A 13,687-nucleotide genomic window follows, 5' to 3' on the forward strand; every position below is an offset into this window, starting at 1 on the left:
CTCAATTCATCTGGATACTCTTTATAAAAATCTAAAATATTCATATCAAATCTGTTTAGATTTTAAAGATACAAAATAATTAGGTGTTAATACGGACAAGCATATTATAAAAAAACTACAGATATGATTTTGAATATTCCAACAGCTGGAAGTAATGGGTTTACATTCATATCTGCTAATGCAGGATCAATGGAAAACAAAGGTTTAGAGTTTGACTTATCTACGCTTAATATTGATGGTGAAGATTTCCAATGGAGAACTTCTTTTAATATAGCAACTAATGTAAATAGAGTTCTTGATTTGCCCGGTGCATCAGTTGGACCAGATGGAAATAGATTTATTAGTGGTGGTGCTGCTCAGAGAGCTATTGAAGGTTATTCTATTAATACTTTCTTCTTAGTAAGATATTCAGGAGTCAATCCTCAAACCGGAGATGCTGAATGGCTTGATATAGATGGGAACCCAACCACTAGTCCAACAGATAGCGATAGAGTAATAGTTGGTGATGCTAACCCTGATTTTGTAGGTGGTATCACTAATACGTTCACTTATAAGAATTTTGATTTAAATATCTTGGCAAATTTCAGTTATGGTAATCAAGTTTTTGTACAAGGAAAACAGTTTACTGATAACTTAGTGAATGATTTTAATAAAACAACTAACGTTTTAGACTATTGGACAACTCCTGGTCAAAATGCTTATGCACCGGCTTTAACAAGTTCAACAAGAGCAATATTTGCTCGTAGCTCAACTAGTCAGTTATTGGACGGTTCTTACTTAAGGATCAATAATGTGACTTTAGGATATAATTTAAGTTCAAGCATTTTTGAGAATTCGCGTTTCTTTACTTCAGCTAGAGTGTACGCGACTACAACAAACCTGTATACTTTAAAAAATAAAGAGATGGCTGGAGTAGATCCTGAAACATCAGGTACTGTGGGTAATTTAGGACAAGGCGAAACTTTCTTTACGCCACCACAATCTAAAAATTATTTATTAGGTATACGATTAACTTTCTAAAATAAAATTATTATGAAAAATATAAAAAATATCCTTTTTGCTTTATCTGTACTTGTACTATCAAGTTGTGATAATACATTAGATTTAGGTCCCGAGGATTCATTAACTCCAGATATAATTTTCTCCACTGAAGCACTATCAAGAAATGCTGTAACAGGTATGTACAGTACTTTACAAAGCTCAAATGTATTATCAGGTATACCAGATACAATGACGGAGTGGCAAGCTGACAATGTTGAATTCGTAGGATCTTTTCCTACATTTTCTGAAGTATATATGTATAATACATTATCAGACAACGTTTCAATTTTGAACATTTGGAATTCTACTTACTTCTCCATTAATCAGTCTAATATGATTATATTGAATGTTCCAACAGTAGCTGATCCAGAATTCTCTGATGCAAGTAAAAATGACTTGGTAGGACAAGCTAGATTTGTGAGAGCTTTGATGTATTTTAAACTTTCTCAAATGTTTGGAAAGCAGTTAAAACAAGATCCTACGGGAAATAGTTTATCTGTTCCTTTGGTTACTGAACCATATCAGGGTACCGTTAATGTGCCTGCTAGAGCTACTTTGAGTGAAGTTTACACTTCGATTGAAGAGGATTTATTATTTGCTCAAGGGGCAATTACAAATACACTTAAAAGTAGAGCTACATCGGCATCGGCAACTGCATTGTTAGCAAGATTGTATTTGTACCAAGAGCGCTGGAGTGAGGCTGCTAATAGTGCTACCGCAGTCATTAATACGTCCGGTATTTCATTAGCAACAGATTATGCGTTCTATAACAATGCAAGTACGGAGCATATTTTTCAGGTTCAAAATATACCTGGGGATGCAGGATTTGCTGAATCTTTTTCTAAATTGTACAGTCCTACCGCTTTCGGAGGTAGAGGTGATGCTCCATTTTCTGCCAATTTAATAAGCGCATTTGAAGCTACGCCAGCTGATTTAAGATTCGCACTATCAAGAAGTGGTGTTGATGCTAGTAACAGAACATCTTTGTTTACGACTAAATATCCTAACGGCCAAGCGAATACGGATGATCCTAATGTATTACGTGTTTCAGAAATGTATCTGATCAGAGCTGAATCTAACTTTAGAGATAATAGTGCTATTGGTGATACACCCGTTAATGATCTTAACCGCACAAGAGTTAGAGCAAATTTATTACCTTTAATAACCATAACATCAATAAATGATATATTGGTTGAAAGAAGAAAAGAATTCTGTTTTGAAGGTTTAAGAAGAATGGATTTACTAAGAAATAATCTTCCTCTTAGATCAGCTACAATGGTTGATTTTGATAGAGCTCAGCCCAATGCTAACAAAGTTTTATTTCCTATCCCGCAAAGAGAATTAGATAATAATCCTAACCTAACACAAAATCCTGGGTATTAATAATTGATACTGTAATTTGTTTAAAAGGCTGTCCCAAGAGGACAGCTTTTTTGTATATGATGTTTTTACAGCATATCTTTTGAAAATCTGTAATTGGTTGTAATTGCCTAATTCGATTCCTATCAAATGTGAATATATTTTGTAGTATCCGCTATAATTATGGATGCAAATAGTAAAGTAGACCACTGAAAAGTAGGTGCTTGGATATGCAAATAAAACCCATACAATTATCCAAGACAAAAGCATTCCTTTGGGAACTTCCAAGAAAGACAAACGATCAGGCATTCGGTACAAATGACAATAAAGGATTCGTTTTTTGTCAAAAAGGAATATTTATAAAAATATTTGAACGAATATTGCATCAACTGAACAGCTGAGTTCACTAACTCTATTTTCTGTTAGTAGCCAAAATAGTAACGTCAAAGGCGCATTGAGCCTAAACTATTCTTTCAAGGTACTTTTTTGACGTTTATTTCAGTGACGAGCACATGTTTTTTTAAAATTAGAAAAAAACCTATTAAATTGGCAGTTAAAAATTATTTAACGTTTGTTTAGAGTAATTCAAGTATCCGTAAATGAGAGTATTACAGAAGTGTAGGGATTCTTTTTTTATTTTGAATGGCCAGTCGCACTAAGATAATTCCACTGGTTAACATTAAGGGTAAAACTACTATCAAATGTGCTTTGTTGATTATCAAAAAGAAATAGAGTACAACCGAGAGCAGATTAAATAAAACCAAATTATAGATCCCTCTTTGGCTCTTTTTCCAATAAAAATACAATAATCCTAATAAGGTTGGGTTAAACAACAAAATATTGTAGTTGTAACCCAGCTCAAGATGATCTGAATAAAACCCAACAAACGTAAAGAATAGCCCTATTGTTGCCATCAGGATAAGGTACAACAAATTGATACCCATTTTGTTTATAAAAACGATCAGAGCAAGCAGTAAAAAATAGGTATACGGATTGTTCCACCAAGAAAAGGGAACTTCATTTTTGAATTCGATTATGGTTTTGTTTTCCGGTGCCAGCGGACGGTTTTGGAAAAAAACTTTTTTCAGGCTTTTTTGCAATTCGAAGGGAAGAAATAATTGCGTGCCTAATTGATCTACTTTTTTTCCAAAAATGATACTTGTCCCTAGTTTCTCATAAAAGTGACCGTCAAAATACGGATATAAAATAGTTCTGTAGGTGAGGTCAGTATCAGCATTTTTTACAATAGCGGTTGTGTCTAGTGTTTTGTTGATAATGGCAACAACCATCGAGGTGCAGTTTTTATCGATAAACTTATAGGTGTAATAACTTTCTCCTGATGCTAAGGATGTATTGAGGTTGTCAAACAGTTTTTGTTTTAAATGTTTAGGAATATTCAGCTCCTGCTCATAAACAGATCTTCTTTCGTACTGATATTGATTGATGAAATCTGGATAGGAATTTGCTACAGCAAAATACTGTAGGTCTCCTTTTATAAATTTCATCACGAAATTCGGGGTGTTAAAATCAAAAGCTCCGTAATTATATACCACATCAATTGCATTTATTGTATCCTGAACGCGAATTGCCGTGTGGCCAAAAAGAGAATACGATTCATTGCCTGTTCCACAAGTTAGTACACTAACCTTCGTGTTTTTTGATAATTGGATGTTTTGTCCAAAACTACGCGGTGCCATTAAAAATAAAAACAGGAAGAAAATTATTTTCTTGAAAGAAGAGGTTTGCATTCGTTAGCTTTTAGAGGGTAAAAGGACGCGTTTGTATTTAAAAAATAAATTTGCGTCCGCACTGATTGTATTTGTTTTCCAAAGATACTCAAAGAAACAAAAATGAAGCAGAAAGTTTGGTGGTTAAAATCAGAATTCATGTTTTGTAACGTATCGTGAACTTTTAAAAAACGTAATCATAATCCACAGCATTATTTGATTATAAAGGTTCTGTTAAATTAATTTCTGAACATTCCCAAATCTACTTTTACCGAAAAAATATTTGAGTATAAAGCGGCACTTTGATTGCCTAAATCGGTCAATGCATAGTCAATCTGAATGCCTTTGTATTTAAATCCCAAGCCAATATTAGGTTGGAAACCTACTCTTTCCGTCTGGTCTAATTGCTGTACATTCTGAAAATTACCCACGCCGGCACGAACGAAGACCAAATCAGTGTAGCCAAATTCCAGTCCTAAAGCGGGATCAATACTTATAAAATTAGTTGCAATTAAATCATTGGTTCTGGCAAAGCGCATATTCACATTGGCTGCAGCCTGAATGCTGTAATCATACCGAATGATGAACCTTTTAGCAATACCCAATTGTGCTTTTGGGGCAGTAATTTCAGTGCTTTCCGGTAATTCTTGATTTTCTTCAGGAATGGCACCAGCAATTTTTTTATACTCGTCTTCGTCAATATTCCACACGTTATACGTCGTTGTAATGTCGCGGAGCATTAGCCCAAATTGCCAGTTGTTTTTTTCGAATTGGATTCCGGCATCAAAACCAAATCCCCAAGAATTAGCAAATTTCCCGATGATTCGGCGAATCACTTTAGCGCTTATACCATATTGAAATCCGGGAACGGGTAGTTTTCTGGCATAGGAAAAGGTAAATCCATAATCAGCCGTAGAGAAAAGACTGATTCGGTTGTAGTCAATATTACCCTGACTATCGATTAATTCAGTGGTATTTAATATATCATCAACTCCAAAACGTATTAATGAAATGCCCCAAGCACTGCGATCATCAATCGGACTGGCGTAGGCCAAGTAATCGTATTGGGCAATATTTGCAAAATAATTCGCATGCATTACTGAAACCTGATGGTCTTCCAGATGAATCAGGCCAGCGGGATTCCAATATCCTGAATTGACATCTCTGGTTGAAGCCACGACAGTATTTGACATACCCAATGCAGCCGCATCAACCCCGATATTCATGAATTCATTGGAGTATTTTCTAACCGCTTGGCCATACGTGAGGGTACTTGCCAAGAGGATTGCTACTAAAAAGCTTTTTTTTAAGGGCATCATTTTTACGAACTAAAAGTCTGTTTAATTTTTATCAAAAATATAATTTTTTACTGAGGTTATTTCATTTTGCTGTTGAATTTAGTATTGCGGATCAATTTAGTGTGGATTAGTCCTGAATTTGTTGGTTCTTCTAGTTACCTGAGCTAGAAAAATTATAGCTAATAATGGTCGTAAAGAATTAAAATAACAGGCGGATAGTACTTAAAAAGTTTGTTTTTATTCATTTTTTTAGAATTATAGTAAATTACAAGAGGAAGAATACCTTTTTTACAGCTGTTGTTTGAATTATTTGCACATAATTTAGAAATGGCCCTTTTAGAGTTTTGAGTCCTTAAAAAGCTACTTGGCTGTAGCGGTTTAAATCTCTATCACAAAACGTACTTTTCATTCACTTATTATGTTAAATTTGCCATCTTTGTTTATTTAAACTTTATTATGATGACTATTAAAAAGCATACACCGAATTTAATTACGTTACTGAATCTTTTTTGTGGGTGCATTGCGCTGGTATTTGCTTTTAATCAAGATTTTGAAATGGTCTTTTATTTTGTTTGTCTGGGTATATTTCTGGACTTTTTTGATGGTTTTTTTGCTCGATTATTCAGGGTGTCAAGTCCGCTCGGCTTGCAGTTGGATTCTTTGGCAGATATGGTAACCAGCGGAGTTGTCCCTGGTTTAGTGATGTATCAAATGATGATTAGTCATGCAACAACAGCACCAGCAGGTCATTTGCAGTTTTTCCCTTATTTGGGTTTTATAATTGCGTTGGGATCTTGTTATCGTTTGGCTAATTTTAATATCGATACCCGTCAAACAGATTCTTTTATTGGTTTGCCAACGCCTGCCAATGCACTGTTTATTCTGAGTCTGCCGTTGGTTTTGAAATATACCGATTCTATATTTATTGTTGAACTATTGACCAACCCATGGTTTTTATTAGTGCTAACCGTATTGAGCGCCTTTATGCTAAATGCGGAAATTCCGTTATTTTCTCTGAAAATCAAGAAATTCAGTTTCAAAGAAAACACACTTCAAATTGTCTTTTTGATCTGTGCTGTTCTGTTGTTGGTTTTCTTTTGCTATTTAGGAATTCCATTACTGATACTGTTTTATGTTTTACTTTCGGTTTTGAATAATAAAGTAGTCAAAAAGTAATTTTTGAATGAGAAAACAAACCGCACGAAGAAAAACTACCCTTGTCCGTAAACATAAGAAGAAAGCAACTGTTTTCTCCGGAAAGGTTTTACGCTATTCTATTGGTACTCTTTTAGTAGCACTGATGACTGCTGTTGGATATCATTATAGAGATGGTTTAGCGTACTATTTTAGTTTTAAATCGGATAAAATTCTACAAGAAGAAACTGAAGCCAAGCGCATTTCTGATGTTCGAAATTTTCAGGTTTTAGAAAAGCACGAAGGAAAAAGTGTCGGTTTAGATGTTTCAGAATACCAAGGTAAAATCAGATGGACTTATGTGGATACTTTAGAAAATAAATATCCACTACATTTTGTGTTTATTCGCGCTACGGTTGGGAAAGACCGGAAAGACCGAAATTTTGAGCGAAACTGGCTGGGTGCCAAAGAAAATAAAATGATTAGAGGTGCCTATCATTATTATCGTCCTAACGAAAATTCAATTGAACAAGCCCAACTTTTTATCAAAACCGTCACCCTTCAAAAGGGAGATTTACCGCCTGTTTTGGATATTGAAAAATTACCTAAAAACCAGTCGATTGAAAATCTTAAATTAGGCTTGAAAAGGTGGTTAAATACTGTAGAATCCCATTACGGGGTGAGGCCTATTATCTATACCGGCGAGCGCTATTACGATGATTTTTTGAAAGAGGAATTCGGCGATTATCTTTTTTGGATAGCCAATTATAATTTTTACAGGGAGGAAATAGCCAAAGACTGGTTGTTTTGGCAATTTACGGAGAAAGCTTCTGTTCCAGGAATAAATGGCAATGTAGATGTCAATATTTACAATGGAGATTTGGAGCAGTTGCGGTATATTACCGTGGAGTAGTTTTTTTTTAATGAGAAGTGGTCAGTGAGAAGTGAGCAGTGTTCAGTATTCAGTGATCAGTATTCAGTAGTCAGTGAGCAGTAGTTAATAAGCAGTGTTCAGTGAATAGTGAAAAATAAATTAGTGAAAGGTTTTAGCTTCTGATTTGCAACTCTTACGATTTTAGAGTAAAATAAGTTATTGAATTTTTACTTTAGTTATTTTTCAATACTGTATCTATTTCAATTTTTAACTTTGGAAGATGATTGGTAAGTATTGCCCAAAATAGTCTCATCCGATATGTTATCGTAGGCATGAATTACTTGGTTTCTTAATCCAACAATTGCAGTAGCATCGGTAATTTTTAATGTATTAGAATGATCACTTTTTAATATTCTATTTATGGCTTCTCCAATGATTTCAAGATTCCGTTCAACGGCTCTTTTTCTCATTAAATTTTTTCTGTATTCAAAAAAATCCATCTTTTCATCAATAAAATAACTGTTTATCTCATCAATGGATACTTTAACATCATAAAGCCACTTAAGGATTTTTTTATCCATAAATTAATTGTTTGTTTTCTTCAATAGAACTAATTAAGTAGGGGTTTTTTAAAGTTTGTTCTTCTACTAAATCAATTTCTCTTTGCAGTAAATGTTTAAGTTTAGTTTTAAGATCAATGTAGTTTAAGAAGTATAATTTAAGGTCAAAAGATTTAAATTTCACTAAGAAATCAATGTCACTTTCTTCATTAAATTTGGTTGTAGTAGCAGAACCAAAAAGATATAATTTTTCAACATTATGTGTTTTACATAATCTTTTTATCATTTCTTTATTTTGGTTTATTAAAATCATATAACAAAGATATAAGTTTTTTGCATTGTAAGTATATGAAAAATGATGATTTTATCTTAGTTTCCATTTTCCATTTTTTAACTGAATATTAAAAAAAGGCGATTTTTCTAAAACTCCAACTTTCTTTTTCGCAGTTCGAAATTTTGCCCCAGATACACACGACGTACCATTTCATCCTCAACTAATTCTTCTGGAATTCCGGCTTTAAGGATGCCACCTTCAAACATCAGGTAGGTTTTATCAGTGATGGCTAAGGTTTCCTGAACGTTGTGATCTGTAATAAGAATTCCGATATTTTTATTTTTTAATTGCGCCACAATTCGCTGAATGTCTTCAACGGCTACAGGATCGACACCGGCAAATGGTTCATCTAATAAAATGAATTTTGGATCTGTAGCCAGACAACGGGCTATTTCAGTTCTGCGGCGTTCACCGCCGGAAAGTAAATCCCCACGATTGGTTCTAATGTGTTCTAAACTAAACTCATCAATTAAACTTTCCATTTTTGCTTCTTGTTCCGCTTTGGATAATTTTGTCAATTGCAAAACACTTAATATATTGTCTTCGATGCTTAATTTTCTAAAAACGGAAGCTTCTTGAGCTAAATAACCAATTCCCTGCTGTGCTCTTTTATACATCGGGTAATCTGTGATGTTCAAATCATCTAGGAATATATTTCCGGAATTGGGTTTTACTAATCCCACAATCATGTAAAATGAAGTTGTCTTTCCGGCACCGTTAGGCCCCAAGAGTCCCACGATTTCGCCTTGATTTACCTCTACCGAAATGCCTTTGACAACACTGCGTCCTTTGTAGGTTTTGATTAGATTTTCGGCTCGTAATTTCATTTTTTTTGGTTTAATCGTTTAACGCATCAATAGTTTAATTGTTTAATCGTCAAATAAACGAATAAACAATTAAACGATAGAACTTCTTAACAAATTATTTTGTTGCGGTTTCCTCCAGTGCTTCCCAGAACTCATAGGCTCTGCGCAAATGAGGCACAACAATAGTTCCGCCAACAAGTGTAGCAATTCCCATCGCCTCCATCATTTCTTCTTTGGTGACACCTTCTTTGAAGCTCGTCTCCAAATGGTATTTTACGCAATCATCGCAGCGTAAAACAGCCGAAGCAACAAGGCCTAAAAGCTCTTTTGTTTTTACATCCAAAGCGCCTGGAGCATACGCATTGGTATCCAAATTAAAAATTCGCTTTACAATTTTATTATTGTCTGCCAATAATTTTTCGTTCATTTTCGAACGGTATTCGTTGAATTCATTTATGATATCAGCCATTTACTTTTTTTTGATTTTTTACAACTATTTTCGATATTAAGATACTTGCTTCATAGATTAACAACATCGGGATGGTTACAATTATTTGACTCACCACATCCGGAGGTGTTACAATTGCCGCTACTATAAGGATGATGACTACGGCATATTTCCAATATTTCCTTAAAAATTCAGGGGTTACCAAGCCTAATTTAGTCAGGAAATAGATAATTATTGGTAATTCAAAAAATAATCCGCAAGCGATAACACTGGTTTTTACCATCCCAATGTAGGAATCAACGCTAAACTGATTTTTTACTACATCGCTTATGGTAAATGTAGCAAAAAAGTTCATCGACATGGGGACAATTACGAAATAACCAAAAAGGACACCCATGAAAAAGAGCAAGGAGGAGGTGATCACAAAAAGCTTTGCGTGTTTTTTTTCGGTTTCATACAATGCTGGGCTTATAAATTTCCAGATTTCCCATAATACAAAAGGAAATCCCAATATAAAACCGGCAGTGATACAGGTCCAGATCAATACATTGATCTGCCCTTCCATATTGGTGTTTTGAATGATAAAAGCCATTTCGGTTACGCAAATACTATCAGCAAAACCCAAATAATGTGATAAATCACAAAAAGCACGGTAGGTAATAAAATTTGGATTGGTTGGTCCAAAGATGATAACGTCAAAAATATAGTCACTGATAAAAAACGTAACAGTGGCCAGGATTAATATAGCTACAGTGCTTCGAACTAATAACCATCTTAATTCTTCAAGATGATCTAAAAAGGACATTTCGTTTAAATTTTTCTTTGCCATTATAGTATTCCTTCTTTTAAAATGTCGTGTATATGTAAGACTCCTTTGTATTCGCCATGATCAACCACCACTAATTGGGTGATAGAAAAATCTTCCATTATGTTGAATGCCTCAACTACCATCGCTTCCGAAGAAGTCATTTTTGGGTTTTTTGTCATAATATCTTTTGCGGTTAAATCAGTGAAATTATCTCGTTCATTGAGCATTCTTCTTATATCTCCGTCCGTAATGATTCCGATTACCTTATGCTGATCTACAACTGCAGTGACACCAAGGCGCTTTTCTGAAATTTCGAAAATAACTTTTTTGATTGAAGCATCCGGAGTAACCATTGGTTTTAGACTGTGCTCTAACATATCTTTCACTTTGAGCAATAATTTTTTTCCTAATGCGCCCCCAGGATGGTAGACCGCAAAATCTTCCGGTTTGAAATCGCGCATTTCCATCAGGCAAACCGCAAGTGCATCTCCCATGACAAGTTGTGCGGTAGTGCTGTTTGTAGGGGCAAGATTGTTTGGACAAGCTTCGGAGGTGACGGTGGTATTCAAGACAAAATCAGAACCTTTGGCTAGAAAAGAGTTTGTGTTTCCCGTAATGGCGATCAGCGTATTGCCAAAACGTTTCAATAGCGGAACCAGTACTTTTATCTCCGGACTGTTGCCGCTTTTAGAAATGCAAATGATTACATCATCGTTTTTAATCATTCCTAAGTCACCATGAATAGCCTCGGAGGCATGAAGAAACAACGACGGAGTTCCGGTAGAGTTAAAAGTAGCCACCATTTTTTGGGCAATAATAGCGCTTTTTCCTATCCCTGTTACTACTAGTCTTCCGGCAGTATTATAGATGCTTTGTGTGGCACTAATAAAGTTTTCATCCAGAAAATCAGCGAGTTTTGCAATGGATTGGCTTTCCGATAAAATAGTTTTTCTGGCACTTGCCAATATATTTTCTGTAGTTATCAAAACTGAATAATTAAAATTTGTGTGTGTAAAAGAAATTTGTACCTTTAGATGATGCAAATTTATACAAAATACCACATAATAAAGAATGAATTCAAACGAAATTGAAATACACAAAGAATTAAAGAAATATTTTGGCTTCAGCCAATTTAAGGGATTGCAAGAACAAGTCATAAAAAGTCTGTTGAATAAGCAGAACACTTTTGTGATAATGCCAACTGGTGGGGGTAAATCACTATGCTACCAGCTGCCCGCTTTAATTCAGGAAGGAACTGCAATAGTAGTATCGCCTTTAATCGCTTTGATGAAAAATCAAGTTGATGCCATTCGAAGTTTATCCTCAGAAAACGGGATTGCTCATGTTTTAAATTCCTCCCTGACCAAAACTGAAATTGCGCAAGTAAAAAAGGATATTACCTCTGGATTGACTAAGCTTTTGTACGTTGCGCCGGAATCGTTGACAAAGGAAGAATATGTCAATTTTCTAAAAACCGTTCGCATTTCTTTCGTAGCCATAGATGAGGCTCATTGTATCTCAGAGTGGGGACATGATTTTAGACCGGAATATCGGAACCTGAAACACATCATAAAACAACTGGGTGATTTATCTATTATAGGACTAACTGCTACTGCTACTCCTAAAGTACAGGAAGACATCCTCAAAAACTTGGATATGTGTGATGCTACCACTTTTAAGGCATCCTTCAATAGACCCAATTTGTATTATGAAGTACGTACTAAAACAAAAAATATTGAATCGGATATTATTCGGTTCATCAAACAACATAAAGGCAAATCGGGTATTATTTATTGCCTGAGCCGTAAAAAAGTAGAGGCTATTGCCGAGGTGTTGCAAGTCAACGGGATAAGTGCCGTGCCATATCATGCGGGATTAGATGCTAAAACCCGTGCCAAACATCAGGACATGTTCCTTATGGAGGATGTAGATGTCGTAGTGGCCACCATCGCTTTTGGGATGGGAATAGACAAGCCAGATGTGCGTTTTGTAATTCACCATGATATTCCTAAATCATTAGAAAGCTACTATCAGGAAACAGGACGTGCCGGTCGAGATGGCGGTGAAGGGCACTGCTTGGCGTATTACTCTTATAAAGACGTCGAGAAATTAGAAAAATTCATGTCTGGTAAACCCGTTGCAGAACAGGAAATTGGATCTGCTTTATTACAGGAGGTTGTGGCTTACGCCGAAACTTCGATGTCCAGAAGAAAGTTTCTGTTGCATTACTTTGGAGAAGAATTTGACGATGTCACAGGCGAAGGAGCGGATATGGATGACAATGTCAGAAACCCAAAAACAAAAACAGAGGCCAAAGCTGAAGTAGTGCAGCTGCTGGAAGTGGTACGAGATACCAAACATTTATACAAATCAAAAGAAGTTGTTTTTACCTTGATCGGTCGCGTCAACGCAGTGATCAAGGCACATAGAACGGATGCGCAGTCTTTTTTTGGATGTGGTTCAAAACAGGATGAAAAATATTGGATGGCCTTGTTGCGACAAGTTTTGGTAGCGGGCTATTTATCAAAAGATATAGAAACCTATGGCATTGTCAAAATTACCGATAAAGGACTGGATTTTATAAAAAAACCAAAATCCTTTATGATGTCGGAAGATCATCAATACAACGAATCATTCGATGAGGCTATTGTAACCGCATCAAAATCTACCGGAGTTGCAGATGAAATTTTGATGGGAATGTTGCGAGATTTGCGTAAAAAAGTAGCTAAAAAAGTTGGCGTTCCCCCATTTGTAGTTTTTCAGGATCCATCACTAGAAGATATGGCTTTGAAATATCCAGTTTCTCAAGAGGAACTGATTAATATTCATGGGGTTGGGGAAGGAAAAGCCAAAAAATATGGAAAAGAATTTCTAGAATTAATCAGCCGCTATGTTGCAGAAAATGACATTACGCGTCCGGAAGATCTTGTCGTAAAATCAACAGGAGTCAATTCAGTAAACAAACTCTATATCATTCAGAATATTGACAGAAAATTATCGCTCGATGATATTGCTTCCGCTAAAGGAATTAAAATGGATGTTTTAATAAAAGAAATGGAACAAATTGTGTATTCTGGTACCAAGCTGAATATAAAATACTGGATTGACGACATGCTTGACGATGAACAACAAGAAGAAATTCACGAGTATTTCATGGAATCCGAATCGGATAATATTGAAGCAGCACTCAAGGAATTTGACGGCGAATATGATCTTTGTGAATTGCGTCTGATGCGTATAAAATTCATCAGCGAAGTGGCGAATTAAATATTCCAAAGTTATTAAATTCTAAAACGAA

At 35.3% G+C, this 13,687-nt stretch carries 13 protein-coding genes; 5 read left to right on the forward strand and 8 right to left on the reverse strand.

What is annotated here, in order from left to right; genetic code table 11:
• Positions 1–123: 123 nt before the first annotated feature.
• Together EKM02_RS06560 and EKM02_RS06565 are read left to right on the forward strand one after the other, a co-directional pair.
• Positions 124–1,020: a hypothetical protein gene (locus EKM02_RS06560; protein WP_126453441.1), complete on the forward strand. Its 897-nt coding sequence runs from the start codon at positions 124–126 to the stop codon at positions 1,018–1,020.
• 12 nt (positions 1,021–1,032) lie between these two features.
• Positions 1,033–2,424 (forward strand): RagB/SusD family nutrient uptake outer membrane protein, encoded by a 1,392-nt coding sequence (locus tag EKM02_RS06565; RefSeq protein ID WP_126453444.1) that lies wholly within the window; start codon positions 1,033–1,035, stop codon positions 2,422–2,424.
• A gap of 584 nt (positions 2,425–3,008) precedes the next feature.
• Here EKM02_RS06565 and EKM02_RS06570 read toward each other — a convergent pair.
• Together EKM02_RS06570 and EKM02_RS06575 are read right to left on the reverse strand one after the other, a co-directional pair.
• A complete protein-coding gene (locus EKM02_RS06570) occupies positions 3,009–4,148 on the reverse strand; it encodes a DUF4105 domain-containing protein (protein WP_126453447.1) in 1,140 nt (379 codons plus the stop codon).
• A gap of 218 nt (positions 4,149–4,366) precedes the next feature.
• Entirely contained in the window at positions 4,367–5,353 is a 987-nt protein-coding gene (locus EKM02_RS06575) for a PorV/PorQ family protein (RefSeq protein ID WP_126453651.1), read from the reverse strand.
• Positions 5,354–5,884: 531 nt separating this feature from the next.
• Here EKM02_RS06575 and EKM02_RS06580 point away from each other — a divergent pair.
• Both EKM02_RS06580 and EKM02_RS06585 read left to right on the forward strand, forming a co-directional pair.
• Positions 5,885–6,601, forward strand: a complete 717-nt coding sequence (locus EKM02_RS06580) for a CDP-alcohol phosphatidyltransferase family protein (protein WP_126453653.1) — start codon at positions 5,885–5,887, stop codon at positions 6,599–6,601.
• Between the two features lie 7 nt (positions 6,602–6,608).
• The gene (locus EKM02_RS06585) at positions 6,609–7,472 is read left to right on the forward strand and encodes a glycoside hydrolase family 25 protein (protein ID WP_126453450.1); all 864 of its coding nucleotides are present in this window, start codon (positions 6,609–6,611) and stop codon (positions 7,470–7,472) included.
• 221 nt (positions 7,473–7,693) lie between these two features.
• Here EKM02_RS06585 and EKM02_RS06590 read toward each other — a convergent pair whose 3' ends face one another.
• The 6 genes from EKM02_RS06590 to EKM02_RS06615 form a co-directional block, all read right to left on the reverse strand.
• Positions 7,694–8,014: a DUF86 domain-containing protein gene (locus tag EKM02_RS06590; RefSeq protein WP_317124976.1), complete on the reverse strand. Its 321-nt coding sequence runs from the start codon at positions 8,012–8,014 to the stop codon at positions 7,694–7,696.
• Positions 8,007–8,306 (reverse strand): nucleotidyltransferase family protein, encoded by a 300-nt coding sequence (locus EKM02_RS06595; RefSeq protein ID WP_126453455.1) that lies wholly within the window; start codon positions 8,304–8,306, stop codon positions 8,007–8,009. The genes EKM02_RS06590 and EKM02_RS06595 overlap by 8 nt, the downstream gene beginning before the upstream one ends.
• A gap of 107 nt (positions 8,307–8,413) precedes the next feature.
• Positions 8,414–9,154, reverse strand: a complete 741-nt coding sequence (gene lptB / locus EKM02_RS06600; protein ID WP_126453458.1) for an LPS export ABC transporter ATP-binding protein — start codon at positions 9,152–9,154, stop codon at positions 8,414–8,416.
• 94 nt (positions 9,155–9,248) lie between these two features.
• Entirely contained in the window at positions 9,249–9,602 is a 354-nt protein-coding gene (locus EKM02_RS06605; RefSeq protein ID WP_126453460.1) for a carboxymuconolactone decarboxylase family protein, read from the reverse strand.
• Positions 9,595–10,410 (reverse strand): twin-arginine translocase subunit TatC, encoded by an 816-nt coding sequence (tatC, locus tag EKM02_RS06610; protein ID WP_126453463.1) that lies wholly within the window; start codon positions 10,408–10,410, stop codon positions 9,595–9,597. Before tatC ends, EKM02_RS06605 begins: the two co-directional genes overlap by 8 nt.
• Complete coding sequence (locus EKM02_RS06615) at positions 10,410–11,375, reverse strand: SIS domain-containing protein (protein WP_199878465.1); 966 nt, start codon at positions 11,373–11,375, stop codon at positions 10,410–10,412. The genes tatC and EKM02_RS06615 overlap by 1 nt, the downstream gene beginning before the upstream one ends.
• A gap of 85 nt (positions 11,376–11,460) precedes the next feature.
• Between EKM02_RS06615 and EKM02_RS06620 the strand changes: the two genes are divergently transcribed.
• Complete coding sequence (locus EKM02_RS06620; RefSeq protein ID WP_126453466.1) at positions 11,461–13,656, forward strand: RecQ family ATP-dependent DNA helicase; 2,196 nt, start codon at positions 11,461–11,463, stop codon at positions 13,654–13,656.
• Positions 13,657–13,687 lie beyond the last annotated feature (31 nt).

Origin of the sequence: Flavobacterium sp. RSP49, assembly GCF_003968735.1 — a bacterium.
In the GTDB taxonomy this organism is placed as follows: domain Bacteria; phylum Bacteroidota; class Bacteroidia; order Flavobacteriales; family Flavobacteriaceae; genus Flavobacterium.